Annotated in this window: 29 protein-coding genes and 1 tRNA gene; 20 read left to right on the forward strand and 10 right to left on the reverse strand. The window is 68.1% G+C overall.

The annotated features are described in order from the left end of the window. Positions 1 to 74: 74 nt before the first annotated feature. The 5 genes from RM543_RS05075 to RM543_RS05095 all read left to right on the forward strand — a co-directional run bounded on the left by RM543_RS05075 (position 75) and on the right by RM543_RS05095 (position 5597). Positions 75 to 596, forward strand: a complete 522-nt coding sequence (locus RM543_RS05075; protein WP_311689793.1) for a 2Fe-2S iron-sulfur cluster-binding protein — start codon at positions 75 to 77, stop codon at positions 594 to 596. Beyond that, positions 593 to 1576, forward strand: a complete 984-nt coding sequence (locus tag RM543_RS05080; protein ID WP_311689794.1) for an FAD binding domain-containing protein — start codon at positions 593 to 595, stop codon at positions 1574 to 1576. Before RM543_RS05075 ends, RM543_RS05080 begins: the two co-directional genes overlap by 4 nt. After that, complete coding sequence (locus RM543_RS05085) at positions 1573 to 3771, forward strand: xanthine dehydrogenase family protein molybdopterin-binding subunit (RefSeq protein WP_311689795.1); 2199 nt, start codon at positions 1573 to 1575, stop codon at positions 3769 to 3771. Before RM543_RS05080 ends, RM543_RS05085 begins: the two co-directional genes overlap by 4 nt. A gap of 530 nt (positions 3772 to 4301) precedes the next feature. Then, a complete protein-coding gene (locus RM543_RS05090; RefSeq protein WP_311689796.1) occupies positions 4302 to 4826 on the forward strand; it encodes a Hint domain-containing protein in 525 nt (174 codons plus the stop codon). A gap of 105 nt (positions 4827 to 4931) precedes the next feature. Continuing rightward, positions 4932 to 5597 (forward strand): hypothetical protein, encoded by a 666-nt coding sequence (locus RM543_RS05095; RefSeq protein ID WP_311689797.1) that lies wholly within the window; start codon positions 4932 to 4934, stop codon positions 5595 to 5597. A 60-nt stretch (positions 5598 to 5657) separates the two neighbouring features. Here RM543_RS05095 and RM543_RS05100 read toward each other — a convergent pair whose 3' ends face one another. From RM543_RS05100 to puuE, 4 genes are read right to left on the reverse strand one after another with little or no spacing between them, the layout of a single operon-like run. Next, the gene (locus RM543_RS05100; protein ID WP_311689798.1) at positions 5658 to 6461 is read right to left on the reverse strand and encodes a fructosamine kinase family protein; all 804 of its coding nucleotides are present in this window, start codon (positions 6459 to 6461) and stop codon (positions 5658 to 5660) included. After that, a complete protein-coding gene (locus tag RM543_RS05105; RefSeq protein WP_311689799.1) occupies positions 6458 to 6925 on the reverse strand; it encodes a low molecular weight protein-tyrosine-phosphatase in 468 nt (155 codons plus the stop codon). Before RM543_RS05105 ends, RM543_RS05100 begins: the two co-directional genes overlap by 4 nt. Beyond that, positions 6922 to 7467: an ureidoglycolate lyase gene (locus tag RM543_RS05110; RefSeq protein WP_311689800.1), complete on the reverse strand. Its 546-nt coding sequence runs from the start codon at positions 7465 to 7467 to the stop codon at positions 6922 to 6924. The genes RM543_RS05105 and RM543_RS05110 overlap by 4 nt, the downstream gene beginning before the upstream one ends. After that, a complete protein-coding gene (gene puuE / locus RM543_RS05115) occupies positions 7464 to 8882 on the reverse strand; it encodes an allantoinase PuuE (RefSeq protein ID WP_311689801.1) in 1419 nt (472 codons plus the stop codon). The genes RM543_RS05110 and puuE overlap by 4 nt, the downstream gene beginning before the upstream one ends. A 69-nt stretch (positions 8883 to 8951) precedes the next feature. Between puuE and uraH the strand changes: the two genes are divergently transcribed. Then, complete coding sequence (uraH, locus tag RM543_RS05120; RefSeq protein WP_311689802.1) at positions 8952 to 9305, forward strand: hydroxyisourate hydrolase; 354 nt, start codon at positions 8952 to 8954, stop codon at positions 9303 to 9305. Positions 9306 to 9391: 86 nt separating this feature from the next. Here the strand turns inward: uraH and RM543_RS05125 are convergent, their stop codons facing one another. The 3 genes from RM543_RS05125 to RM543_RS05135 form a co-directional block, all read right to left on the reverse strand. Then, positions 9392 to 10432, reverse strand: coding sequence for a PRC-barrel domain-containing protein (locus RM543_RS05125; RefSeq protein ID WP_311689803.1), 1041 nt, complete (start codon positions 10430 to 10432; stop codon positions 9392 to 9394). Between the two features lie 125 nt (positions 10433 to 10557). After that, on the reverse strand, positions 10558 to 11727 hold the full coding sequence (locus RM543_RS05130; RefSeq protein ID WP_311689804.1) for a lytic murein transglycosylase: 1170 nt from the start codon (positions 11725 to 11727) through the stop codon (positions 10558 to 10560). Between the two features lie 102 nt (positions 11728 to 11829). Beyond that, entirely contained in the window at positions 11830 to 12807 is a 978-nt protein-coding gene (locus tag RM543_RS05135) for a glutathione S-transferase family protein (RefSeq protein WP_311689805.1), read from the reverse strand. A 125-nt stretch (positions 12808 to 12932) separates the two neighbouring features. Here RM543_RS05135 and RM543_RS05140 point away from each other — a divergent pair, with 125 nt between their 5' ends. From RM543_RS05140 to RM543_RS05160, 5 genes are read left to right on the forward strand one after another with little or no spacing between them, the layout of a single operon-like run. Continuing rightward, entirely contained in the window at positions 12933 to 13397 is a 465-nt protein-coding gene (locus RM543_RS05140; protein ID WP_311689806.1) for a RidA family protein, read from the forward strand. Beyond that, positions 13394 to 14146, forward strand: a complete 753-nt coding sequence (locus tag RM543_RS05145; RefSeq protein ID WP_311689807.1) for a glycerophosphodiester phosphodiesterase family protein — start codon at positions 13394 to 13396, stop codon at positions 14144 to 14146. Before RM543_RS05140 ends, RM543_RS05145 begins: the two co-directional genes overlap by 4 nt. Positions 14147 to 14181: 35 nt before the next feature. Beyond that, entirely contained in the window at positions 14182 to 15384 is a 1203-nt protein-coding gene (locus RM543_RS05150) for a GNAT family N-acetyltransferase (protein ID WP_311689808.1), read from the forward strand. Next, positions 15381 to 15671 (forward strand): 4a-hydroxytetrahydrobiopterin dehydratase, encoded by a 291-nt coding sequence (locus tag RM543_RS05155; protein ID WP_311689809.1) that lies wholly within the window; start codon positions 15381 to 15383, stop codon positions 15669 to 15671. The genes RM543_RS05150 and RM543_RS05155 overlap by 4 nt, the downstream gene beginning before the upstream one ends. A gap of 1 nt (position 15672) precedes the next feature. Beyond that, positions 15673 to 16566, forward strand: coding sequence for a mechanosensitive ion channel family protein (locus RM543_RS05160; protein WP_311689810.1), 894 nt, complete (start codon positions 15673 to 15675; stop codon positions 16564 to 16566). 98 nt (positions 16567 to 16664) lie between these two features. On the opposite strand, the gene leuB is transcribed toward RM543_RS05160, so the two are convergent. Next, the gene (gene leuB, locus RM543_RS05165; RefSeq protein ID WP_311689811.1) at positions 16665 to 17771 is read right to left on the reverse strand and encodes a 3-isopropylmalate dehydrogenase; all 1107 of its coding nucleotides are present in this window, start codon (positions 17769 to 17771) and stop codon (positions 16665 to 16667) included. A gap of 173 nt (positions 17772 to 17944) precedes the next feature. On the opposite strand from leuB, the gene rpiB reads away from it, so the two are divergent. After that, positions 17945 to 18394, forward strand: coding sequence for a ribose 5-phosphate isomerase B (gene rpiB, locus RM543_RS05170; RefSeq protein ID WP_311689812.1), 450 nt, complete (start codon positions 17945 to 17947; stop codon positions 18392 to 18394). Positions 18395 to 18499: 105 nt separating this feature from the next. On the opposite strand, the gene RM543_RS05175 is transcribed toward rpiB, so the two are convergent. Further along, on the reverse strand, positions 18500 to 19546 hold the full coding sequence (locus tag RM543_RS05175) for an endonuclease/exonuclease/phosphatase family protein (protein WP_311689813.1): 1047 nt from the start codon (positions 19544 to 19546) through the stop codon (positions 18500 to 18502). A gap of 14 nt (positions 19547 to 19560) precedes the next feature. After that, entirely contained in the window at positions 19561 to 20400 is an 840-nt protein-coding gene (locus tag RM543_RS05180) for a hypothetical protein (protein WP_311689814.1), read from the reverse strand. A 390-nt stretch (positions 20401 to 20790) separates the two neighbouring features. On the opposite strand from RM543_RS05180, the gene hisD reads away from it, so the two are divergent. From hisD to RM543_RS05220, 8 genes are all read left to right on the forward strand, one after another. After that, the gene (hisD, locus tag RM543_RS05185; protein ID WP_311689815.1) at positions 20791 to 22098 is read left to right on the forward strand and encodes a histidinol dehydrogenase; all 1308 of its coding nucleotides are present in this window, start codon (positions 20791 to 20793) and stop codon (positions 22096 to 22098) included. A gap of 79 nt (positions 22099 to 22177) precedes the next feature. Next, the gene (locus tag RM543_RS05190; RefSeq protein ID WP_311689816.1) at positions 22178 to 22669 is read left to right on the forward strand and encodes a UPF0262 family protein; all 492 of its coding nucleotides are present in this window, start codon (positions 22178 to 22180) and stop codon (positions 22667 to 22669) included. Beyond that, on the forward strand, positions 22666 to 23151 hold the full coding sequence (locus RM543_RS05195; protein ID WP_311689817.1) for an arsenate-mycothiol transferase ArsC: 486 nt from the start codon (positions 22666 to 22668) through the stop codon (positions 23149 to 23151). Before RM543_RS05190 ends, RM543_RS05195 begins: the two co-directional genes overlap by 4 nt. A 67-nt stretch (positions 23152 to 23218) precedes the next feature. After that, complete coding sequence (infA, locus tag RM543_RS05200) at positions 23219 to 23437, forward strand: translation initiation factor IF-1 (RefSeq protein WP_043918791.1); 219 nt, start codon at positions 23219 to 23221, stop codon at positions 23435 to 23437. A gap of 25 nt (positions 23438 to 23462) precedes the next feature. Beyond that, entirely contained in the window at positions 23463 to 24038 is a 576-nt protein-coding gene (locus tag RM543_RS05205) for a Maf family protein (protein ID WP_311689818.1), read from the forward strand. After that, a complete protein-coding gene (locus tag RM543_RS05210; protein WP_311689819.1) occupies positions 24035 to 25075 on the forward strand; it encodes a ribonuclease E/G in 1041 nt (346 codons plus the stop codon). The genes RM543_RS05205 and RM543_RS05210 overlap by 4 nt, the downstream gene beginning before the upstream one ends. Beyond that, positions 25072 to 25245: a DNA gyrase inhibitor YacG gene (locus tag RM543_RS05215; protein WP_311689820.1), complete on the forward strand. Its 174-nt coding sequence runs from the start codon at positions 25072 to 25074 to the stop codon at positions 25243 to 25245. Before RM543_RS05210 ends, RM543_RS05215 begins: the two co-directional genes overlap by 4 nt. Positions 25246 to 25361: 116 nt before the next feature. Then, positions 25362 to 25436, forward strand: a tRNA-Phe gene (locus tag RM543_RS05220). Positions 25437 to 25731 lie beyond the last annotated feature (295 nt).

The following is a 25731-nucleotide window of genomic DNA, read 5'->3' on the forward strand; positions in this document are numbered from 1 at the left end:
TTGGCGATGAACTCGAAACGGGGGCGCCTTGCGTCCCGCCACCGCAAGCATCCCAGCCAGCAGGAATGAGGCTCATGAAAACCGATCTCAAAATCAACGGGGAGTTGCGGTCGCTTGATGCAGATTCCCGCACGACTCTCCTCGATGCGCTGCGCAATCACCTCGGTCTGACCGGGTCCAAGAAGGGCTGCGATCATGGCCAGTGCGGCGCCTGCACGGTTCTGGTCAACGGCCGGCGGATCAATTCGTGCCTGTCGCTCGCCTGCATGCACGACGGTGACGAGATCACCACCATCGAGGGCCTCGGTACGCCGGAGCAGATGAGCGCGCTGCAGAAGGCGTTCGTCGATCACGACGGGTACCAGTGCGGCTATTGCACCCCGGGTCAGATCTGCTCCGCGGAAGGAATGCTGCAGGAGATGAAGGAGGGCTGGCCGAGCCACGTCTCCGGCACGCTCGATGGCCCGCCCAAGCTGACCGCCGATGAGATTTCCGAACGCATGAGCGGCAACCTCTGCCGCTGCGCCGCCTATCCCAACATCGTGGACGCCATTCTCGAGGTGGGCGCCAGCGAGACGAAGGAGGCCGCGGAATGAAGCCGTTCGACTACACACGGGCGACGGACGTCGCGGACGCAGCCGCCAAGTCCAGGGGCGCGCAGATCATCGCGGGTGGGACCAACCTGCTCGATCTGATGAAGCTTCAGGTGATGACCCCGGAGCGCCTGGTGGACATCACGCGCCTGCCCCTGAACGACGTGGAGGAGACCGCTGAGGGCGGCCTGCGCATCGGCGCGCTGGTGACGAACAGCGACCTCGCCGCGCATCCGAAGGTGCGCGCGTCCTATCCGGTCCTGTCGCGGGCGCTTCTGGCCGGGGCGTCCGGGCAGCTGCGCAACAAGGCGACCACGGGCGGCAATCTCCTCCAGCGGACGCGGTGCTACTATTTCTACAACACCGCCACGCCCTGCAACAAACGCGAGCCGGGGTCCGGATGCAGCGCCATCGGTGGCCAGACGCGGCTTCACGCCATCCTCGGCGCCTCGGAGCAGTGCATCGCGACCCACCCGTCGGACATGGCGGTCGCCCTCAGGGCGCTGGACGCGGAAGTGGAGATCGAAGGGGAGGGCGGCACGCGCCGTCTCGCGCTCGGCGAGTTCTACCGTCTGCCCGGCGACACGCCCGAGATCGAAACGAACCTCAAGGACGGCGAGGTGATCACGGCCGTCATATTGCCGCCGGCGCCCGAGGGCACGACGCAGGTCTACCGCAAGGTTCGCGATCGCGCGTCCTACGCGTTCGCGCTCGTCTCGGTCGCGGCCGTCATGCGTGTAGACGCCGGAAAGATTGCCGAGGTCCGCATCGCGCTCGGCGGCGTCGCGCACATGCCGTGGCGCACGGACGAGGTGGAGCAGGCCCTGATCGGACGCGAGCCGTCCGAGGCGGTCTTCGACACGGCCGCGGACGTCCTTCTGGCCGATGCCAAGGGGCAGGGCGGCAATGATTTCAAGATACCGCTGGCGCGGCGCACGCTGAAGGCGGTGCTGGCCGAAGCGACCGGGGAGGTCCGTCAATGACCGAGCATTTCAAGATCGACAAGCCGGACGAGCGCAACATGCTCGATGACACCGCGCAGGGTGTTCTCGGCACGCCGATGAACCGTCCCGACGGACCGCTCAAGGTCACCGGCACGGCGATGTATGCCCATGAGTGGCACCCCGAGGGGCTCTGTCACGGCGTTCTCGTTCGCGCCGGGAAGGGGCCGGGGAACCTGACGCATCTGGGCACGGACGAGGTGCGCACGATGCCGGGTGTGATCGACGTCGTCACCGATCAGCGTCTTCTCTCCGTTCCCGCACAGGGCATGGCCAATGCCGCGCCCGAGCAGGGGCATGACCGCATCGCCTATGACGGTCAGCCGGTGGCGCTCGTCGTCGCCGAGAGCTTCGAACAGGCGCGGTTTGCCGCGCAGAGCATGGAGGTCGTGGTCGAGCCGGACGAGGGCGCCCATTACGACCCCTGGGCGGCGGACACCAAGGTCGAGACCCCGAAGGCCAAGCAGTCGAGCCAGGGGGATCTGGACAAGGCGATGACGGACGCCGCCGTCACCGTCGACGAGACCTATACCACCGCCGGCCACAACAGCGGGGCCATGGAGCCGCATACTTCCGTCGCCCAGTGGGACGGCGACAGGCTGACGCTCCACGGCTCCTACCAGATGCTGAAGTTCAACAAGAACGAGCTTGCGGACAGTCTCGGCATCAAGCCCGATAACGTCCGCATCCTGTCGCCCTATGTTGGCGGCGGCTTCGGCTCCAAGCTCGGCATCTGCCACGAGGCGGTCGCCGCGGCGCTCGCGTCGAGGGAGATCGGGCGGCCGGTCTCCGTGGCCCTCTCGCGCCAGCAGGTTCTCGAGGCGACCATGCGCCGGTCAGAGACGCGCCAGCGCGTGCGGCTCGCCGCGGATGCCGAGGGCAACATGTCCGGCATGGGGCACCACAGCCTCGTGTCGAACCTCGGCAGCCAGTCCTTCGCGGAGCCTGTCACGCAGGCGACGCCGTTCCTCTACAAGGGCGAGAACCGGGAGATCGTGCAGCAGGTCGCCGAAACCGACCGGATGTGCGCGGGCTCCGTCCGGGCGCCGGGCGAGGCGGTCGGCATCCTCGCGGTCGAGGTCGCGATGGACGAGCTGGCCGAGAAGCTCGGGATCGACCCGGTAGACCTGCGACTGCGCAACATCCCCGATAAGGACCCGACGAAGGAGATCCCGTTCAGCTCCCACATGCTGGGCGAATGCCTCAGATCGGGGGCGAAGTCCTTCGGCTGGGACAAGCGCCAGAAGGCCGGGATGCGCCGCGAGGGGGAGTGGCTCGTCGGTATGGGCGTTTCCTCCGCCGTGCGGGTCAACTTCGTCATCGAGGCCAAGGCGCGCGTCCGGCTCGATCCCGAAGGCACCGCCGTCGTGGAGACGGACATGACGGATATCGGCACCGGCTCCTATGCGATCTTCACCCAGATCGCCGCCGAGATGCTGGGCTTGCCGCCGTCGCAGGTCCGCGTGGTCCTGGGCGATACGGACCTGCCACCGGGCTCGGGCTCCGGCGGCTCGTTCGGGGCGGCGTCCACCGGAACGGCGATCTGGCTCGCCTGCGACAACATCCGCAAGACCCTGGCCGGCAAGCTCGGCGTCGAGTCGGATGACCTGACGCTGAAGGACGGCGAGGCGATCGCCGGCAACAAGCGGATGCGCCTGTCGGAAATCCTGAACTCCGAGGCGCTGACGGCGGAAGGCCATGTGGAGCCGGGCAAGACCTCCAAGGAGGTGCGCCAGGCGACGTGGGGCGCCCATTTCGCCGAGGTCGCAGTCAACGCCGTCACAGGCGAGCCGCGGGTGCGCCGGATGCACGGCGTCTTCTCCGCGGGCCGCATCCTCAACGAGAAGACCGCCCGGTCCCAGTGCCTCGGCGGCATGACGTGGGGCATTGGCATGGCGTTGACCGAGGAACTGCTCTTCGACATGAGGGACGGTCACCTCGCCAACCGCGACTTCGCCGAGTACCACATCCCGGTGAATGCGGATGTGCCGCAGATCGAGGTGGACCTCCTGCATGAACGGGACGCCTGGGCGAACCCGATGCAGGTCAAGGGGATCGGCGAGCTCGGTATCTGCGGCGCAGGGGCCGCTGTCGCCAACGCGATCTACAATGCATCCGGCGTTCGCGTGAGGGACTTCCCGGCCACGCTGGACAAGATCATGGCCGGGCTCAGCTGAGGCGCAGATCCGCCACCGCAGGACGATCGAAGGGCCCCTTTCCGGGGCCCTTTTTCGTGCGCCGGGATCCGAGTCGGACGCAACGCACCGGGCGCAACGGCTGAACAATCGCAGGCCATACCTACCGATTGGTAGCGAAATGCGGATGGCTGCATTCGCAACATGAAAAGAACACGAAAAATTCACGATTTGATAAACGATTGTTCTGACCGAAAATTTCAACCTTGGTTAAATTGGTTAAACGTTTCACGCAAAGCGTGTGCGGTACGTCTTACTTTTCACCTTAACCGTCACTGCTATCATTCTTGGTAAGGCAGAGGAGCCTTGTATGCAGGGGTTGCGGGATGAGCGGGGCCAGTTCAAGGGGTCAGGGTAGCCGTCTGATTTCAACCATGTTGATGGGCAGCGACATCGCGTGGCGCATAGATAAATTCGATGATGACGCATGGACGCGTGCGCGAGATGAGAAGACCGCGCAGGCTTCGCATATCGCAAGTCCAGTCGCTTCGAAGCCTTCCGCGGTCTCTTCGATGTCCGAATTCGAGGCCACGTCCGAACCTCACCGGTCCCGGGTCACGCCGCGCGAGACGCCCTCCGGGGTCGCGGCCGGCACGCTGATCCTGACCACGCTCGGCAAACTGCCCGCGGAGGCACTTCGCGCCGGTGACCGCGTCATCGATGCAAACGGTGTGACGCATGTCGTTCGGGGCGTCCGGCGGCTGTCTTGCAACGGCCCCCTCGTCCGCATCCATGCCGGCGCGCTTGCAAGCTCGATGCCGACGTCGGATCTGCTTGTGGGTCCGGCGCAGCGTATTTCCATCACCTGCCCGCAGATGCAGCTCATGTTCGGCCGCGCCGCCGGGCTCGCCCTTGCGCGAGACCTCCTCGGTTGCGGCGCCGACCCCGTCGCCGCGCCGCACCGTCTCGACATGATCGGCATACGGTGCGGTGCGCCCGCCATCCTTTGGGCCAACGGAACGCCGGTGCTCTGCCCCGGCCGCGCGTCGACGCCCGCTCCACGGACGAACGGGGAGGTGCGCAACGATAATCAGTGACCGAAGGACCGTCCGGGAGCCGCCTCGGCAAGAGGCGAACCCGGAGACAGATCGAGAAACGATCCGAGCCAATTGGTTCATTTACGATTGAAGGGATATACTGCGATGACCAGAAGTTTTGCCTTCCTCAGCGCGGCGTCCATCGCCGCTTTCGCCGCCATGCCCGCGCAGGCTGATCTCAGCCTCGGGGCCGGCGTATCCATCGGCGGCGGCTCGGTGGCCGATGTCGATGTCGGCGCCAGCGTCGGCGGCGGTTCGGTGGCCGACGTCGATGTCGGCGCCAGTGTCGGTGGTGGCGGCTCGGTCGCTGATGCCGATGTCGGTGCGACGGTCGGCGGCGGCTCGGTGGCCGACGCGGACGTGGATGCGACAGTCGGCGGTGGCCGTGTCGCGGATGCGAATGTCGATGCCACGGTCGGTGGCGGCAATGTCGCGGATGCGAACGTACGGGCTACAGTCGGCGGCGGTAGCGTCGCAGATGTGAACGTCGGCGCCACCGTCGGCAGATCGACAACGGTCGGGCTCGGTGCGACGGTCGGCGGTGCAAGCGGATCGTCGTCGGGCGGTGGCGGCGTGTCCGTCGTCGGGCAGCCGCTCATCTCCTCTGACGGCCAGATGCTCGGCGTCGTGACGGGCGTGCAGGACGGCCTGCTCTGCTCCGATCCGGCGCATCGCTCGGGCGCGCCGATCTGCGTCGACCTGGCCACCCGGCCCATGCTGACGCGCGAGGGCCTGCAGATCAACGTGTCCTCGGCGCTCTATCGCCGCTGAAATCTCCCGGCACGATGCTGCAGCGCCGCCCGGCCCCTCTCTCGGGCCGGGCGGATTTCGTCAGCGGGGCAGGGCCGACAGGCATCGCTCCACGAGCTCGCGATAGCCGCTGCCGAAGAGGGTCAGGTGCACGAGCGCCGGCCAGAGCTGGTAGGCGGGGCGCCGTGTCTCGTGCCCGGCATCCGGCCCGTAGGCCTCCCAGAACGCATCTCCCGGATTGCCGAACAGGCAGAGCATCGCCAGATCGACCTCGGCATGGCCGTGGTAGCAGGCCGGATCGATCAGTCCTGTCACGCGTCCCGCCCGTGTCATCACGTTCCCGGACCACAGGTCGCCATGCAGTAGGGCAGGGCGCGGACGCTTCGGCAGGATCTCCCCCAGCCGCAAGCCCGCCGCCTCCACGGCATGCGCAAGATCGTCCGGCAGGGTGGGGCAGAAGGGCAGGAGACGCCGCTCGGCCCAGAAGGTGGGCCAGTCCTCCGTTTCTCCGTTCGGTATAGCGACCGGTCCGAAGCCGTGATCCGTCTCCCAGCCATAGGCCTCGCCCGTCGCTGCGTGCAGGCGCAGGATCGCACCGCCGAGATCGGCGGAGGCCGCTGCAAGTCCCTCCGACCCGCCGAGATCCGACATGACCAGAAGTCCCTCGGCACGCGCCAGGATGTCGGGCGCCGGCGCTCCCGCGCGCCGGATCGCCTCGAGCATGCGGGCTTCCGCTTCCGCGCGGCGATCTGCCTTCACCACTGCCGTACGCCCGTCCGCAAGCTCGATGCGCAACACCTCGGCCACGTCGCCGCCCTGCAGCCGCTCCGACATGGCAAGGGTGCCGCCGAGAAGCTCCGCGGCCCGTTCCGCCGTTCGCCTCACGGGGCGAGCTCGGCCAGAAGCGCGCGCGTTCCGGCCACCACGTCGTCCCAGGTTTCGGCGAACCCGTCCTCCTCGCCGAAATAGGGATCGGCGACCGGCTCTCCCTCCCGGCCGGGAACGTGGTCGAGAAGGAGGGACAGCTCCGCCGCCGCATCGCCCTCTGGCCGCAGCCCTTCGAGATGGCTGAGGTTCTCGCGGTCGAGGGCGACGACGTGGCTGAACCGCAGGAAGTCGTCCGCCGTCACCTGCCGCCCCCGCAGGGTAGAGATGTCGACACCGCTCGCTTTCGCCACGGCGATGGCGCGGGGATCGGGGGGCTCGCCCACATGCCAGCTTCCCGTCCCGGCGGAGGAGGCGTGGATGTCCGCCCCCGCCTCCTCCGCGGCAGCGCGGAACGCGCCTTCGGCCAGGGGCGAGCGGCAGATGTTGCCGAGGCAGACGAAGAGGACGGATGTTTCGCTCATGGTGTCTCCTGCGCAAGGCGGACGGTAAACGGCGTCTCCAGCCGCACCTCCTCGAGGTTCCCGTCCTCGCCGATCCGGTCCACCACGGAAAAGAGGCCGGGGGCATGAAGCGGCGTCAGTACACCGTGCCATGTGTTGCGCGCGATGTTCACCCCCTGGCCCGGCGCCGTCACGAAGGCCAGCGGCTCGCCGGGCCGGCCCGCCTCGTCCGGGGCCACGATGACGAGGAACGGATCCATCGACATCGGCAGGAAAGCCTGGCTGCCTAGGGGATGGCGTTCCAGCAGGGCACAGGCGTAGGGCAGAGAGCGCGGCTCGGCTCGGAACAGGCTGATCCCGGCGCGGCCGCCGCCCATGTCGAGCCCCGCCAGATCGTGCCACCGCCCGCAGGCCCCGTCATTGATGATCCTGTCCGGATCTCCCGCGGCCTCAAGAACCTCACCGAACGGCGCGAACGCCTCTTGCGTCAGGGGCGCCGCGATCACCTCCGGCCCGTCCCTGTCAGACGCGGAGCCGCCCGCGCCCGCCCGCGGCGCGCTCATGAGAAGTCCATCGCGTAGAGGCGGAGCTCGGCGATTCGCTCCACCTGCCGGGCCGCCTCCTCGATCTCCTCGGCGCGGTCATGCTCGACGCGCCGCTGGAACGCCGCAAGGATGCCGGCCTTGTCGTAATCCCGCACGGCAATGATGAACGGGAAGCCGAACTTCGCCGTGTACCGTGCGTTCAGGGCGTCGAACGTGGCGCGCTCCTCGTCGGTGAGGGCGTCGAGGCCGGCGCTTCGTTGCTCCTCCGTGCTGTCCGGGGTCAGCCGTTTCGCCGATGCGAGCTTCCCGGCAAGGTCCGGATGCGCCGCGAGCACCCCCAACCGCTCCTCCTCGCTGGCCCGGCGGAAGATCCGCGCCAGGGCCGAGTGGACGCCGGCCGGGCAGTCGTGGGCGGGGCCAAGCTCCAGGGCATGGGCGCGCTCCGCGATCCAGGGGGAGTGCTCGAAGACGCCGCCGAACCGCTCGATGAAGAGGGCCTTGTCCATCCGGCTGGGACGCACGCGCTCGGCCGCGGGATGCTCCCTGGCCCAGTGCCGCGCGATGTCGACCCGCCGCGGAAACCAGACGCCCTCGTGCCCACGTGCATACTCGAGGAACCGCTTCAGCGCCGCGGCCCGCCCCGGCCGGCCGGCAAGGCGGCAATGCAGGCCGACGGACATCATCTTGGGACTGCCCGCTTCACCCTCGGCGTAGAGGCAGTCGAAGCTGTCCTTGAGGTAATCGTAGAACTCCGTCCCCGAGCCGAAGCCCGCCGCGACGGAGAAGCGCATGTCATTGGTTTCGAGCGAGTAGGGAATGACGAGCTGACGGCGCCCCTCGAACTCCATCCAGTGCGGGAGGTCATCGTCGTAGACGTCGGAGACGTAGGCAAATCCGCCTTCTTCGGCGGCAAGCTCCACCGTGTTCTCCGAGCAGCGCCCGGTATACCAGCCGACGGGGCGCTGGCCGGTGACGGCGCGGTGCATGCGGATCGCCTCCAGCATGTGTTCGCGCTCGTCCTTGCGGTAGAAGTCCTTGTATTCGATCCATTTCAGCCCGTGGGAAGCGATCTCCCAGCCGGCCGTCTGCATGGCGCGGACCTGCGTCGGCGAGCGGGCCAGGGCGCTGGCGACGCCGAACACCGTGACGCCGATGCGCGCCTCCGTCAGCATCCGGTACAGTCGCCAGAAGCCGGCGCGGGCGCCGTATTCGTACATCGATTCCATGTTCCAGTGGCGCTGGTTCGGCCAGGGCTGGGCGCCGATCACGTCCGACAGGAACGCCTCCGAGGCCTTGTCGCCGTGGAGGATGGAGTTCTCACCGCCCTCCTCGTAATTGACCACCACCTGCACCGCGATCTTCGCGCCGCCCGGCCAGTTCGCGTTCGGCGGTCTCTGCCCGTAGCCGAGCATGTCGCGTTCATATCTGTCCATGTCCGGTCCCCTTGCGTCCGGCTTCAGTTTTCCGCCCTTATGAGGCAGGTGCAAGACAGCGGAGGCGAGATGCCGGGATTCCTGACAACCCACGTTCTGGACACGGGCCGCGGCATTCCCGCCGAGGGGCTGACGATCCAGCTCTTTCGCGTGGGGGAGAGCGAGCGGCTTCTCCTTGCCACCAAGGTGACGAACGAGGATGGCCGGACGGACGCTCCCATCCTGCCGGAGGAGAGCTTCCACACCGGGCGCTTCGAACTTCTTTTCCATGCCGGCGACTACCTGCGCGGGGCGGGTCTTGCCGGGGAGGAGCCGCTCTTCCTCGATCTCGTTCCCATCCGCTTCGGGATGGCCGAAGAGAGCCATTATCACGTCCCGCTCCTCCTCTCCCCCTACGGCTACAGCACGTACCGGGGAAGCTGACCGGCGCGGGACCGGGCGGGACGAGGCATGAAAGAAGGCCCCGAACCGAGCGGTCCGGGGCCTTCGACGTCCGTGCGGGACGGAGATTACTGCTCGAAGCGGGGGAGCGCTTCCAGCTCTTCCTCGGTGGCGCCGACATAGGCGCGGAGCTGGTTGCCGTTCTCCTGGCGCTGCAGGTTCAGATCCTCGAAGGACAGCTGAACGGGTTTCTCGCCAATGCCGAGGAAGCCGCCCACGTCGACGATCACGGACTCGATGGAGCCTTCCTGGCTGAGGAGGATGTCGGACACCTCGCCGATCCAGCTGTCATCGGTGCCGTAGACGCGGACGCCGTCGAGCTCCTCGGCTGTCATCGCGGTCGCGTCGACCATCTGGTAGCCTTCACGGCTGAAGCCTTCGCCGGTCGCGAGGCCGTCTCCGACCATGCCGGGCGCGGTGGCGGTGGGGGCCATCCCGCCGTTGGCCAGCGTCTCGGTGTCGGTACCCGTCGCCATGCCGGCCTGATCCGTCGCCTCGGCATCGGGCTCGGTCACGAGTTCACCACCCTCGGCGACCTCGCCGTCGCTCGGCAGGGGCTCGGCCTCCATCTCAGCGGCGTCCATCTCGGCACCCGCTTCCGGCGCGTCGGTCGCAGCAAGCTCGGCGTCCTCACCGGCCGTCATCGCCGCGGCACCGTTCATCTGGGCGAGGTCGAATTGCGGCGCGTTCTCGAGCTGGTCCTGCGTGGCGTTCACCACGAGGAAGTAATCGCCCGGGTCGTTGTCGTCGGCGACGAACTGGATCTGGTCGAGAGACACGGCGACGTTGCGCTCGCCGATGCCGAGGAAGCCGCCGATATCGAGAATGATCGCTTCGGTGCTCCCGTCTTGGGACAGGATGACGTCTCCGACCTCGCCGATGTCGTCCCAGTCCTGGTCCGCATCGGCAAAGGTCGCATCGCCGAGATCCGCTTCGCTGGAATAGACGCGCATTCCCATCAGTCGGGACGCGAGCATCTGGCCCGGCGTCGCATCGGCGAGGAACACGCTGTCCTCTCCGGCGGTCTGGATTGTGGTGGTATCTGTCTGGGCGAAAAGCGGCGTCGCGCCGATTGCCAGAAGCGCGGTGGAAGCGAGTAACTTCCTCATCGTGGTGTCCTCCATGAAAACACGCCCCGCATCCTGAAGCGGGTATGCCGCCAAACTCCCGATCCGCGACCGAGGTTCCGGCGGCTCCGGACGATGGGCGTGCCATCGCCGGAGCGGCGCGAGGTTTACATCGCGGAGAGAAGATCCGGGGTCGGCCAGGCATCGGCGGGCTTTCCGAGCCGCACCTGCTCGGCGCGCACCGCGCGGCGGGTCATCTCGCCCAGGATCCCGTCCACGCCTCCCACATCGTAGCCCTTCGCCTGCAGCTTCTGCTGAAGCTGGGTCATCTGGGTCTGGTTCAGCCCCGGCGCGGGAGAGCCGGCATCGAAGATGGGCGCGCCGGACAGGCGGGTCGCGAAATAGGCCGCCGTCGCGACATAGACGAAGCTCTCGTTCCACTCGAAGAGCACGCTGAAGTTGGGGTAGGCGAGGAAGGTCGGTCCGCCTCGTCCCTGCGGCGCGATGAGGTGCGCGGAGAGGTCCGGGTGCGACAGGGCGCCGCCGCGGGCGCTGATCCCCATCGCCTGCCACTCCTGCTCGGGCAGCGGATGGTCGAGTCCCGTCTTCGACCAGTCGATCCCCTCCGGCACCTGAACCTCCTGCAGCCACGGCTCTCCAGCGCGCCAGCCGCGATCGGCAAGCGCCTTTGCGCCGCTCATCAGGGCATCCGCGGCGGAGCCCTTCAGATCCACGTGCCCGTCGCCGTCGCCATCCACGCCGTTGCGAAGGATGTCGCCCGGCAGCATTTGCACCTGTCCGATCTCGCCGGCCCACGCGCCGGTGGTCGCGGTGTCGAAATCGCCCTGGGCATAGAGCTCCAGTGCGGCGAAGACCTGCGGCCTGAAGAGTTCGGGGCGGCGGCAATCATGCGCCAGCGTGACGAGGGCGTTGCGGGTGTTGAAGTCCCCCTGCACCGCGCCGAAGTCGGTCTCGAAGCCCCAGAAGGCGAGGAGGATCCCCGGCGGCACGCCGAAGCGCGCTTCCGCCTCGGACAGCGTGGCGGCATAGTCGGAACGGTTGGCCATGCCGCGGCTCATGCGGTTCTCGGAGATCAGGCGGCGGGCGAACTCCACGAAGGGGACGGCGAAGACCCCTTGCTTGTTGTCCGCCGCGATCACGGCCGGATCGTGCCGGGTGCCGTTGAAGAACGACTCCACGGTGTCCGGCGACGTGCCGCGCTCCACCGCCTCGGCCTTCAATCCCTCGACGAAGGCCGGGAAACCGCCGCCGCAGTTCTGCTGCGCCAGGGCGGGAAGCGGCGCCGCGAGCAGGGCGGCGAGGGCGAGGTAGCGCATGGGGGAGGTCTCCGGCGGGTGGGTCAGATGTCGCCCGCACCCTAGAGCCGCCCCCGCCCATGGCAATCCGCGCTGACGGAGTTGTCAGCGCGGGGGGGTGCCTCAGAACGGCGCGGCGCCCCGTCCGTGGTCCGCTGACCAGTCGTCGGCGGGGCCGATGGGAACGATGCGGTTCGGGTTGATCATGTCGTGGCTGTAGTGGTAATGCTGCACGATGTGATCGAAATTCACCGTCTCGCCAACACCCGGCCACTGGTAGATCTCCCGCGCGTAGGCCCACAGGTTCGGGTACTCGATCAGCTTGCGGCGGTTGCACTTGAAGTGACCGTGATAGACGGCGTCGAAGCGGACGAGCGTCGTGAAGGCGCGGATATCCGCAAGGGTCGGCCTGTCACCGGCGAGGTAGCGGCGCTCCGCCAGAAGCTCCTCCATCCAGTCGAGCGTGGCGAAGACCTCTTTGGCGGCCTTCTCGTACGGCTCCTGCTTCGTCGCGAAGCCGGCCTTGTAGACGCCGTTGTTGATCCCCGGATAGACGCGGTCGTTCACCCTCTCGATCTCGGAGGACAGGTCCTCGGGGTTCAGCTCGGGACCGGAGGCGATGCCATCGAAGCCGGAATTGAGCATCACGATGATCTCGGCGGATTCGTTCGAGACGATGGTCTCCCGCTTCTTGTCCCAGAGGACGGGCACGGTCACGCGGCCGGTGATGTCCGACTTGGCCTTGGTATAGATGTCCCGCAGGAACGGCAGGCCATAGAGTTTGTCTCCCGTCGCGCCGTCGCGGCTGTCGTCGAAGGTCCAGCCCTCGTCGAGCATGTGTGGATGCACCACGGAGACACCGATATCCCCCGCCAGCCCCTTCAGGGCCCTGACGATGAGTGCCCGGTGCGCCCAGGGGCAGGCCAGCGAGACGTAGAGATGGTAGCGCCCGCTCTCGGCGGGGAAGCCGCCCTCTCCGCTCGGGCCGGGGCTGCCATCGACGGTGACCCAGTTCCGGAAGGCGGTTTCCGGCCGGTCGAAGGACCCGTCGGACGTGTCGTACCAGCCGGTATTCCATTCGCCGTTCTGCAGATAACCCATGATGTACTCCCGATGTGGCAATGTCGCCCGTCTTGGCGTTGATCCCGAGGTAGTACGTCGTCTTCTCTGCGCCATGCGATGCAGATACGGTGCGCGCGAGCGAACATGAGATGAGGGCGAGAGCCATGACGACCGAGATCGAAACGAGACTGACCGAGATGGGCCTCACGCTGCCGGACGCGCCGGCGCCCGCTGCCAACTACGTGCCCTACGTCGTGTCGGGGGACCTTGTCTTCGTGTCGGGGCAGATCAGCCAGGGCCCGGACGGTCCGATCCGCGGCAAGCTCGGCGCCGATTTCGAGTTGGAGCAGGGCGTGGAGGCCGCGCGGGCCTGTGCGCTGTCCCTCCTTGCGCAGGCGCGTGCGGCCTGCGGCGGCGATTTCGGGCGGCTGGCGCAGGTGGTCAAGCTCACGGCCTTCGTCAACAGCACGCCTGAGTTCACCGATCAGCCCAAGGTCGTGAACGGGGCGTCCGACCTTCTCGTCGCGCTTCTCGGCAACAAGGGGCGGCATTCGCGGTCCGCCGTCTCCGCCGCATCGCTGCCCATGGGCGTCGCGGTCGAGATCGAAGCGATCTTCCGGCTCGCATGAGCCTGCACCCCGCCTTCCTCGCCCGCCCCATCGCTCACCGCGCCCTGCATGGGGCGGGGCGCCCGGAGAACTCAGGCTCGGCCATTCGCGCCGCGGTCGCGGCCGGCTACGGGATCGAGATCGACCTTCAGTGCGCCTCGGACGGGCGGGCGATGGTCTTTCACGACTATGACCTGTCCCGCCTGACGGGGGAGACAGGCGCGGTCCGGGCGCGCAGCTCCGGGGAGCTGTCCCGCCTGCCGCTTCTCGGCGGGGGCGGGGAGGGCGTTCCGACCTTCGCCGAGGTGCTGGAGGAGGTGGCGGGACGCGTGCCCCTCCTTGTCGAGATCAAGGACCAGTCCTGCCGCCTCGGCGCGGTGGACGGCGTTCTCGAGCGGGCCGCGGCGGCGGATGCGGCTGGGTATGACGGCCCGATCGCCTTCATGTCCTTCAACCCCGCCAGCATCGAAGCGCTGAAAGAGGCGTCGCCGGACGCGACCGTCGGCCTGACCACCTGTGCCTTCGGGCCGGAGGAGTGGACGCTGACGCCCGCTGACCGCCTGGCCGCCCTCGCGCGGATCGAGGACAGGGAGCGGCTCGGGATCTCCTTCGTCAGCCACGACCGGACGGACCTTGCCTCTCCCGCCCTCTCGCCGCTTCGCGAGGCCGGATTGCCGTTCCTCTGCTGGACCATCCGCAGTCCCGCCGAGGAGGCCGAAGCGCGGAAGCTCGCGGACAATGTGACCTTCGAAGGCTACGCGCCGGGTTGAAACCCGGCGGGGCCGCGCCATCATCCGCGCCGCACATGAGTTCAGCCCAGCCTCCCGATCCCGAAGCGCCCCTCTCCGTCACGGCGCATGACAGCATCGCGGTCATCCCCGCGAGCGACTGGGACGCCTGTGCCTGCCCCGAAGCGGAGGAGGGCGGCCGCCCGCTCGATCCGTTCACCACGCACCGCTTCCTGTCGGCCATCGAGGAGAGTGGTTCGGTCGGTCCGGGCACCGGCTGGCAGCCGATGTACCTGACCGTGCAATCGGGCGACGAGGTCGTCGCCGCCGCGCCGCTCTATGCCAAGGGCCATTCCCAGGGCGAATACATCTTCGACCATTCGTGGGCCCATGCCTACGAGCGCGCCGGCGGGCGATACTATCCCAAGCTCCAGATCGCCGTGCCCTTCACTCCCGCCACCGGCCGCCGCTTCCTCACGCGGCCCGGCTGGGAGAGCGCGGGCATGGCGGCGCTTGTCGAGGGCGCCGTCCAGCTTGCCTCGCGGAACGACATCACCACGCTCCATGCCACGTTCTGCACCGAGGGCGAGGCTCTGGCGGGGGCTCAGATGGGCCTTCTGCACCGCACCGGCACGCAGTTCCACTGGGTCAATCGCGGCTATTCGGACTTCGATGCGTTCCTCGCCGACCTGTCCAGCCGCAAGCGAAAGAACATCCGCAAGGAGCGCGCCCAGGCGCAGGCCTTCGGCGGGGAGATCCGGCTCCGCACGGGAGATCAGATCCGCCCCGCGGACTGGGACGACATCTGGCGCTTCTACCAGGATACCGGCGCCCGGAAATGGGGGACGCCCTACCTCACCCGCGCCTTCTTCGAGATCGCGCACGAGACGCTCCGGGACGACATCCTGCTGATCCTCGCCGAGCGGGAGGGCCGCAACGTCGCCGGCGCGCTCAACGTCATTGGGCGGGAGTGTCTCTACGGACGCTACTGGGGCGCCACCGAGCACCACCCGGCGTTGCATTTCGAGGCATGCTACTACCAGGCGATCGACTGGGCCATCGAGCGTGGTCTCGCCAGGGTCGAGGCGGGCGCGCAAGGGGAGCACAAGCTGGCCCGCGGCTACCTTCCGGCGCCCACCCATTCGCTCCACTGGATCGGGGATCCGGGCTTCCGCAACGCCGTCGAGCAGTTTCTCGAGGGGGAGAGCCGCGCGGTGGACGAGGACATCGAGATCCTGACCAGCTTCGGCCCCTTCAGGAAGACGGGGTCCGAGGAATGAGGCCGGAGCGCCTCACCGATCGCACGGCACTGGAGCCGCTCCTCAAAGCCGGCTGGACCTTGGCCCAAGACCGCGAGGCCATCGAGAAGACCTTCCGCTTCGCCGATTTCCGCGCCGCGTTCGGCTGGATGACGTCGGTTGCGCTCATGGCCGAAAAGTTGGACCACCACCCCGAATGGCGGAACGTCTACCGCACGGTCGAAGTAACCCTCGTGACCCACAGCGCGAACGGTCTGACCGAGCTCGACATCCGCCTTGCGACCGAGATGGACAAGCTGGCGGAGTAACATGGACAATTTTCTGAGTGCGGAGATCGCGAACGGCGTATCGGTGGGGGAGATCCTGTCGGTCCAGTTCCTCGCAAGCATCCTCGGCAGCCTTCTTTCGGCCGTTCTCGTTCTCGTCATCGGCTGGGCGCTTGCGGCGTGGCTCGGACGGCGGGTGCGCAACCTTGGCCACAAGGAGCGGTTCGACGAGACGCTCTTCAACTTCCTCGGCGCCATCGTGCGCTACACGATCCTCGTCTTCACCTTCGTCTTCGTGCTCAACCGCTTCGGGCTGCAGACGACCTCCGTCGTCGCCGCACTCGGTGCCGCGGGTCTTGCCATCGGTCTGGCGCTCCAGGGCACGCTGTCGAACGTCGCCGCCGGCGTGATGCTGATCTTCTTCCGGCCGATCAAGACCGGCGATTTCGTCGTCGTGAACGGCCAGATGGGGACGGTGAAGGACATTTCGCTGAACTATACCGAGCTGGCCTCGATCGCGAACGTGCAGATCATCATCCCCAATTCAGAGGTCTGGGGGAACACGATCACCAATTACTCGGCCTATGACGTGCGCCGGGTGGAATGGACGTTCGGCGTCGGCTACGGGGCGAACCTCGGCACCGCCGAAAAGGTCATCCTCGACACGATCATGGCCGATCCGCGCGCCCATGCGGAGCCCGAGCCCTTCATCAAGGTGACGAACCTCAACGACAGCTCCGTCGACTTCCTCGTGCGGATCTGGTGTGCGAACGCCGATGCCTTCGCGTTCCAGGGGGACATGACCCGCGCCGTGAAGGAAGCCCTGGATGCGGCCGGCGTCGAGATCCCCTTCCCGACCCGCACTCTCGTTCACGAGAACAGCGCGGTGAAGGACGGTCTCCGCGTTGCCGGGAGCGGCGGGGACACCGCCGCCTGAGCGGAGGGACAAACCGTCCCCCAGACATGCGAACGCGCCGCGAGGAGGTCTCCCCGCGGCGCGTTTTTTTTCGTGCGCAATGGCGCCGCCTGTACGGGTCAGGCTGCCGCGAGAGCGGCGACGATGGCGTCGCCCATTTGCGAGGTGGAGACCGGCGTGCCGTCCTCGGGGCCCATCAGGTCGGCCGTGCGCAGCCCGTCGGCGAGGACCTTCTCCACGGCGGACTCGAGCCGGGTTGCCTCGTCGCCCCGGTCGAAGGAATAGCGCAACGCCATCGCGAAGGAGAGGATGCAGGCGATCGGGTTCGCCTTGCCCTGGCCCGCGATATCGGGCGCGGAGCCGTGCACCGGCTCGTAGAGCGCCTTCGGACGGCCATTCTCCATCGGAACGCCGAGGGAGGCGGACGGCAGCATTCCGAGGGAGCCCGTCAGCATCGCCGCCGCGTCGGACAGGATGTCCCCGAACAGGTTGTCCGTGACGATGACGTCGAACTGCTTGGGGTTCCGGCAGATCTGCATGGCGCCGGCATCGGCGTACATGTGGGACAGCTCGACATCCTGGTACTCGGCGTCGTGGATCTCCTGGACCACCTCGCGCCACAGGATGCCGCTTTCCATCACGTTGGCCTTCTCCATGGAGCAGACCCGGCCATCCCGCTTTCGCGCCAGCTCGAAGGCGGAGCGCGCGACGCGGGCAATCTCGCTCTCGGTGTAGCGCTGGGTGTTGATCCCGACGCGCTCGTTGCCCTCGCGGACGATGCCGCGCGGCTCGCCGAAATAGATGCCGGAGGTCAGCTCGCGCACGATCATCAGGTCGAGCCCGGAGACCACCTCACGCTTGAGGGACGAGAAGTCCGCGAGGGCCTCGAAGCATTGCGCCGGGCGCAGGTTGGCGAAGAGGTCCATCTCCTTGCGCAGGCGCAGGAGCCCCCGCTCGGGCTTCACGGAGAAGTCGAGCGCGTCGTAGGCCGGCCCGCCGACGGCGCCTAAGAGGACCGCATCCGCGTTCTGCGCCCGTTCCATCGCCGCATCGGTCAGCGGCGTGCCGTGCGCGTCGTAGGACGCGCCGCCGACGAGGTCTTCCTCGACGGTGAAGGAGGGGCCGCCATTGGCGCCGAACCACTCGATGACCTTGCGCACCTCGGCCATGACCTCGGGCCCGATGCCGTCGCCCGGCAGGATCAGAAGGGTCGGATCGGACGGCATGGACAGTCTCCTTGGATGGTCAGGACGGATCGCCGCGGGGCGTAGCCCGCCCCCGCCTCCCGGTCAAGCTGCGCCCCCTTCGCCGGACGCCGCGCCCGGGCGCGCGCGGTCTTTGCCGTCCGCTCTGCCCTGGCGTATGGAGCCGCAAAGGCATTCAAGGAGGCGATCCCCTCATGACATCCGGCCAACGCATCGTCCTGTCCAGCGACCACGCCGCCATCGAGCTTCGCCGCGCCATCGCCGCCCATGTCGAGGCGGCGGGATGGGAGGTCATCGATATCGGCCCGACCACGCCCGAGAGCACGCATTACCCGGTCCATGGCAGGGCCGCCGCGGAGCGCGTCGCCGCCGGCGAGGCCCGCCTCGGAATCGTCCTGTGCGGCACGGGGCAGGGGATCATGATGGCGGCGAACAAGGTTCCGGGCATCCGCTGCGGCGTCTGCTCGGATACGTTCTCTGCCCGCATGATCCGGCAGCACAACGATGCCAACATGCTCTCTCTCGGAGCCCGCGTCATCGGCGAGGGGCTGGCCCTTGATATCGTTGATGCGTTCCTCGGCACGGCGTTCGAAGGCGGTCGCCATGCGCTCCGCGTGGGCATGATCGAGACCCGCGAGGCCTGAGACGTCTGGACCTCGGGCTCCCGGGGCCCCTCGTCCTGCCTGCGGCGGATCCCGGAGGCTTTTGCCGGCCGGCGAGCGCGGCGCGCCTCAGCGCGCTGCTCGCGGTCAAAGCTCCACGTCGGTCCAGACCAGCCGTCCGCGGGAGGCGGCCTCGACCAGCTCCAGCCCCTCCGTCTCCGGCCACAGCACGCCGGATCCGCGTATGCCGAGATCGGCGGAGGGCAGGACGTAATCGAGTCGCATGTCGCCCGGAGCCGGATCGGTGAAGTCGGCGGTCACGGGGGTGCCGCTCTCGCCCAGTGGTTCGGGGTCTCTCAAGCGCGGGTCCGACAAAAGGGCGCCGATCGCCTCCCTCCGGCCGTCTCCACGTGAGGGGGCGAGATTGGCGCGACCGAGGATCGCGAAGGGCGGCTCCGGCGGCGGCACATCGAGAGCACCGTCGAGCAATGACCGCCAGAGGCCGGTCTCGGCCGCGCTCCGCAGCCCGTTTGCATCCTCGGGGCCGTCGAAGACAGGGGGCGTCGCGGCGTAGGCGAGGATCGTCAGATGCCGCTCTGGCGGGCCGGGCAGGCGGATCGGGACGATCCAGTGGCCGGTAGAGGAGAGGCGCCAGATGGCCTGCGCCTCTTCCGAAGGAAACGGCTCCCCATTGGGATGGACCGGCAGAACCGCGCCGGGCACGTCCCGCCAGAGAAGTTCGGAGAGGTCCGTCTCCTCCCCTAGCGGCCAGCGGGAGAGAAGGGCAAGGCCGCCGGCGCCGGGGAACCGGCCGTACCCTTGCGCGTCGCGCGCGTCCCCGGTTCGCCCGTCGCCGTCCATGTCCAGCCCGGTTCGGAGGCCGGAATTGGGGCGGAGGGCAAGCCGGTGGGGGTAACGCGGGCCGGCCTCGCCGATCACCTCCGCCAATGCAGAGAGCGCGTGGCCGGCGCCGTCATGATCGACACCCGTCAGAAGGAGGATATCCGGCCGGGCGGCCGCGACGAGCGCGGCGACCGCCTCGACCTGCGGATCGCCCTTGAGGATATCGCCGAGAAGGAGACCGGGGCCGCGGCGCGTCAGCTCCGCATGATAGGTCGCGAGACGGACCACGCCGCCCGCCTTCTGCGGCACGAAGGGCGCGTCTGCGCGGAGGGGGCCGGCGACGAGAGCCACCAGCAGCAGGGCGATCAGCTCAGCGCAAGCCCGGCCGAAACGGGCGCGTCCCGCTCTGTCCGGCGGCGTTTTTCCGCGATCATGCTGGCGACCCGGCCCATGGCGATGCCGCGCATGAAGAGCGAGAGGGGCAGGAAGGACCATGTCGAGACCAGCCAGACGACGGAATGCGGCTCCGACAGCGCCCGGAGCCCGAACAGCGCGGTGATTCCGCCGGCGGCGGACGGGATCAGGAATGGCAGGAGAAACCCTAAGGCGACGTTAATGCGCGCGTCGCGATTGAGCCGCGCCACGATGTCGTTGCCGGTGGTCGGGTCGAACGTCGGCAGGTTGATCCAGACGTTGAACGCCCCTGCGCGGGACGGCCAGCGCTGAAGCCGCAGGATCAGCACGAAGAAGACGATGGCGACGATGGAGATCGCGTAGGCCAGCCCCGCGGCAGCCCGGATGGAGAGGGCGAGCGACATCCCGGCTTCCTCTGGGACGCCCGCCACGACGAGGCGAACGGGGCTGAACGGAAAGTCGAGCGCGGTCCCGGCGGCAAGGCCGACGGCGCGGATCAGCAGGGACAGGGTACTTCCGTCGCCTTCTCCGGCGAACATCACCGCCAGCACGAAGAGGGTGACGAACAGCGACAGGAACCGGATGCGGTTGAACGGCGGGGCATCCCGGAACTCGATGAGGCAGGGGCTGTGGGAGAAGTACTCGCAGAAGGTGATCGCCGCGGCCCCGAGCGCGATCAGCGCAACGATCTCGTTCGCGCCGGACGCGGACGGCAGGATGAGGGACGGCGTGGCTACCAGAAGGGCCGCAAAGATGGCGCGCGCGGCGGCACCGGTCAGACTGCCGATCATCTGCGCAATTCCTTGCCTCGGGCGGAGGCGATACATGGCCGCTTCCGCATTCTGGGCGAACCAGGCTCTGATCAGAGTGGTTGCCTCATTTCTGCCCAATTTCTGCCCCCGTTCTGCCCGATCATCAATCTTCGTAGTCTGTTAACCACGTCACTCCGGCGAATTTGCGGAAGCTGTGGTGCAAGCCTGCATCAATTTCCGGGCGAGAAGGAGGCAGCTCCCCATTTGGCGGCCGGTGCCGGGACCTTTCGCAAAATGGCCGTCTCCTCGCTTGATGCCTCATCGCCGGCAGGCTATCGGGCGCATGCCCCGCCGCGCTCGCGACGCGGGATCAGACGTATGGGCGCCGGTCTTCGGCGCCTTTCGATGTCCAAGGGAGGCCGCTTTTCCGTGCCCCAGTTTCTCGACACCCGGTCCGACGATTTCGAGGCCGCCTTCGCCGATCTTCTGTCCGCAAAGCGTGAAGACTCGGTCGATGTGGACGAGGCGGTCGCCGCAATCATCTCCGACGTGCGTGCCCGCGGCGACGCGGCGCTGATCGAGCTGACCGAGCGCTTCGACCGGCTGCGCCTCACCCCCGAAACCCTGCGGATCCCCGAGGCGGAGGTCGAGGCAGCGATCGCGGCGGTGCCGAAGGACGAGGAGCGCGCGCTCCGGCAGGCGGCGGAGCGGATCCGGGCCTACCACGCGCGACAGATGCCAGAGGATGCGCAGTGGACCGATCCCGAGGGCGCGACGCTCGGCTGGCGCTGGACGCCCGTTGCAGCGGCGGGGCTCTACGTGCCGGGCGGTCTCGCCTCCTATCCCTCGTCCGTCCTGATGAACGCGATCCCGGCCCGGGTCGCAGGCGTCGAGCGGCTGGTGATCGCGGTGCCCACGCCGGACGGCGTCGTGAACCCCCTCGTGATGCTGGCGGCGAGGATCGCCGGGGTGGACGAGATCTACCGCATCGGCGGCGCGCAGGCGATCGCGGCCCTCGCATACGGGACCCCCACGATCCCGCCGGTGGACAAGATCACCGGTCCCGGAAACGCCTTCGTTGCCGCGGCCAAGCGGCGGGTGTTCGGGCGCGTCGGAATCGACATGATCGCCGGGCCGTCCGAGATCCTCGTCATAGCCGACGAGACCGGCGACCCCGACTGGATCGCGCTCGACCTGCTGAGTCAGGCGGAGCACGACGAAAGTGCCCAGTCCATCCTGATCACGACCGACCCGGGCCTCGGCTCGCGCGTCGCCGCGGCGGTGGACCGGCATCTGCAGACCCTGGAGCGGCGCAAGATCGCGGGCAGGAGCTGGGACGAGTTCGGCGCCGTCATCACGGTAGGGTCGCTACAGGAAGCGGCCGCTCTTTCGGACAGGATCGCGCCGGAGCACCTCGAACTCTGCGTCGCCGACCCCGGCGCGCTGTCGAAGGAGATCCGTCACGCCGGCGCGATCTTCCTCGGCGCGTGGACGCCGGAGGCGATCGGCGACTATGTCGGCGGACCGAACCATGTCCTGCCCACGGCGCGCTCGGCGCGGTTCTCCTCGGGCCTCTCGGTGCTCGATTTCCTCAAGCGCACGACATTGGCGCAGATGACGCCGGGCGCGCTGGCGAGGATCGGGCCGGCGGCGGAGCGGCTCGCACGCGCCGAAAGCCTCGAAGCACACGGCCTCAGCGTCACGGCCCGGCTGCGGAGGCTGAACGAGGAGGGCTGATGCCGCCTTCCTCGCGCGGGCTCTGGTAACGCGGGGGAGGGGCGTTATTCTCGGTGCCCTGACCCCGATGGAGCGCGCGATGCCGTCCTATCTCAGCGACGTCGAGATCGACGATGCGAACCTGCCTCCGCCCACGCCCGAAATCGAGCAGGAGCGGCGCGTCGCGATCTTCGATCTGCTGGAGGAGAACACCTTCGCCCTGCCGGAGCGGGAGGACGGGCGCGCGCTGCCCGAGGGGCCCTACAAGCTCGATCTGGCGATCCGCGAACGGCGCCTCGTCTTCTCGCTGAGCACTCCTGACGCGGAAGCCGCGGGCGAGTTCCACCTCTCCCTCGGTCCGTTCAGGCAGGTGGTGAAGGACTACTTCCAGATCTGCGAGAGCTATTTCGAGGCCGTGAAGCGGATGCCGCCGAGCCAGATCGAAGCGATCGACATGGCCCGCCGCGGCATCCATGACGAGGGCGCCCGCATCCTCCAGGACCGCCTCGCCGGGAAGGCGGAGGTGGACAAGGCCACCGCGCGCCGCCTCTTCACGCTGATTTGCGTCCTGCACCACGGAAGCGCGATGTGACCGGGGCGCTTCCGTCCTCCGTGCTCTTTTGCTGCGATCACAACGCGGTACGCTCTCCGATGGCGGAGGGAATGGCCAAGCAGGTGCTCGGCAACCGCACCTACATCCAGTCCGCCGGCGTGCGCTGCGATCTCGAGATCGACCCCTTTGCCATCGCCGTCTCGGCCGAAATCGGCGTCGAGCTGTCCCGTCACCGGGCGCGCAGCTTCGAGATGATGCAGGACTGGGGGGACGATCTGTCGAGCTTCGAGCTGATCGTGACGCTGTCCCCGGCCAGCCAGCGGCATGCGCTGGAACTGACGCGGGTCTTCCATCTCGATGTCGAATACTGGCCCGTTCTCGAGCCCACCGGCCTCGGCGAGACACGGGAGCAGAAGCTCGCCGCCTACCGGCAGACACGGGATCAGATCGCGGGCCGGATCGCGGCGCGGTTCGGAACGCCGGACGGGATTGACGCGTTGCAGCCCCATCAAAGCCCTTGAACAATGCGCTGAACGCGCGCATTTACGCGACGCGCTCCAATTTGGGGGCGGCAATCACGGAGTGACCATGGCCAAGGAAGAAATGCTCGAATTTCCCGGCGTCGTGAAGGAACTCCTGCCGAATGCGACATTCAGGGTCGAGCTGGACAACGGCCATGAGATCATTGCGCATACGGCGGGAAAGATGCGGAAGAACCGCATCCGCGTCCTCGCTGGCGACCGCGTACAGGTCGAGATGACCCCCTACGATCTGACCAAGGGGCGGATCAACTATCGCTTCAAGTGAGACCGTGCCGACCGAGCCGGGCCCTGTGCGCCTGATTCTCGGCTCGGGCTCTCCGCGGCGGCTCGAGCTGCTCGCGGTCCTGGGCATCCGCCCCGATGACGTGCGCCCGCCCGATATCGACGAGACGCCCGTTCGTGGCGAGCTGCCGCGCCCCTATTGCGAACGCATGGCGCGGGAGAAGGCGCTGGCCGTCTCGGCCGCGCCCGACGACCTCGTGCTCTCTGCCGACACCACCGTGGCCCTTGGCCGCCGGATCATGGGCAAGCCCCGCGACGCCGGCGAGGCGGCCGAGTTCCTGCACGCGCTCTCGGGGCGACGGCACCGTGTCGTCACCGCCCTGGCCGTGCGCAGGGGCGAGGTGCTGCGCGCGCGCAGCGTGGTCTCCTCGGTCAAGCTCAAGCGGCTCAGCGACGTCGAGGTGAACGGCTACCTCGCGACCGGGGACTGGCAGGGCAAGGCCGGCGGCTATTCGATCCAGGGGCCCGCCGGCGCCTTCATCCCCTGGATGGAGGGCAGTCACTCCGCCATCGTCGGCCTGCCTCTGGCGGAGACGGCGGCGCTCCTTTCCTCCTTCGGTTACCCACTCTGGAGCACGTCATGAAGGGCACCAGCGTCATCCTCGGCACGCTTGCCGGCCGCGCCGCAGCCGCCCGCATGGTCGACGGCGTTCTCGATGATCTCCTCGTCGACGGGATGGATCCGGTCGCGAGACCCGGCGCGATCCTTCGCGGGATCGCGGACCGGCCGATGAAAGGGCAGGGAGGTATCTTCCTCGCCCTGCCGGGTGGCCGCCGCGGGTTCCTCAAGCAGTCGAAGGGCATCGCGCCCGGACAACCGCTCCAGGTTCAGGTCACCGGCCATTCGGAGCCCGGCAAGGCGATCCCGGTCACGCTGCGCCTTCTGTTCAAATCCCGCTTCGCCATCGTCACGCCCGGCGCCCCCGGCACCAACATCTCCCGCGCGATCCGGGACGAGGAGGCGCGTGTCGCCCTCGCCGAGATCGCCGCCGAGATCGAACTGCCGGACGGCGCGGGTCTGATCCTGCGGTCCGCCGCCGAAGGGGCCGACGAGGTCGAGGTGGCCGAGGACATCCATGCCATGTGCGCCCTCGCGACGGATGTCCTGGCCGACGACGGATCGGAGCCCGAGTTGCTGGTGGACGGCCCGGACGCCCATGCCGCCGCCTGGCGCGACTGGCCCGTGCCGGACGAGGTGGACGATGGTCCCTCCGCCTTCGCCGATCGGGGCGTTCTCGATGCCATCGCGGCTCTTGAGAAGGCCTGCCCGCTTCCGGGCGGCGGCACGCTCATGGTTGAGGAAACCCGTGCCCTCGTCGCCTGCGATGTCGATACCGGCGGGGACACCAGTCCCGCCGCCGGCCTCAAGGCCAACATCGCCGCGGTCCGCGCCCTGCCGCGGATCCTGCGATGTCTCGGTCTCGGTGGCCAGGTGGTCGTCGACCTCGCGCCCGCGCCGAAGCGGGACCGCAAGTCGATCGAGCAGTCGCTCCGCGCCGCCTTGCGGGCGGATCCAGTGGAGACCACCTTCGTTGGCTGGACGACGCTCGGCCATCTCGAACTTACCCGCAAGCGCGAACGCCTTCCGCTGCCGGCGGAGGTGATGACGGAGGCCGCATGACCTGCCCGATCTGCAGCAAGCCCACCCACCCCGACTACCGCCCTTTCTGCTCCCGCCGCTGCGCGGACGTGGACCTCGGCAAATGGCTGCACGAGGCCTACCGCGTTCCCGTCACGCCCACCGATGACGAGGACGGCGCGCCGGACCCGGGCGAGGGCGACGAAGCCTGACGCAAGGGGAGGTCAGAGGCGCTCAGCACAGTGCAATTTTTCCGCGCCACCCCACTGGACTTGCCCCAAAGCCGGCGGTATCAGACCCAAGCCCCGAGCGGTCTCCGCTCACCCGTGCCCGGGTAGCTCAGGGGTAGAGCAGTGGATTGAAAATCCTCGTGTCGGTGGTTCGATTCCGCCCCCGGGCACCATTTATCCCCGTCAACACTTTGGTTCGCCTCAGGTTTTCTTGAGCTGATCAGAGGTGCAGTACCAAACGGTTCCCTTCACATTTGTGAAACAGGGCATCTTCCACGTCGCAAGGAAGATCTCGGCGGTTCAGAGCCCGTATCGCCGCTCCGATGGCCCGCTCAACCTTCTCGCACCGGCATGAAGGTCTACGGCCGACGGTGAGGGGCGGGCGCGCAAGCGGGGCATTCAGGGGCGCCGGCTTCGAACCGGCGGCGCATCGAGTTTTCCCGCAGAAGGCCGAAGACATGGTTGGCG

The sequence above is a fragment of the Tropicimonas omnivorans genome, from assembly GCF_031846565.1.
Taxonomy (GTDB): Bacteria; Pseudomonadota; Alphaproteobacteria; order Rhodobacterales; family Rhodobacteraceae; genus Tropicimonas_B; species Tropicimonas_B omnivorans.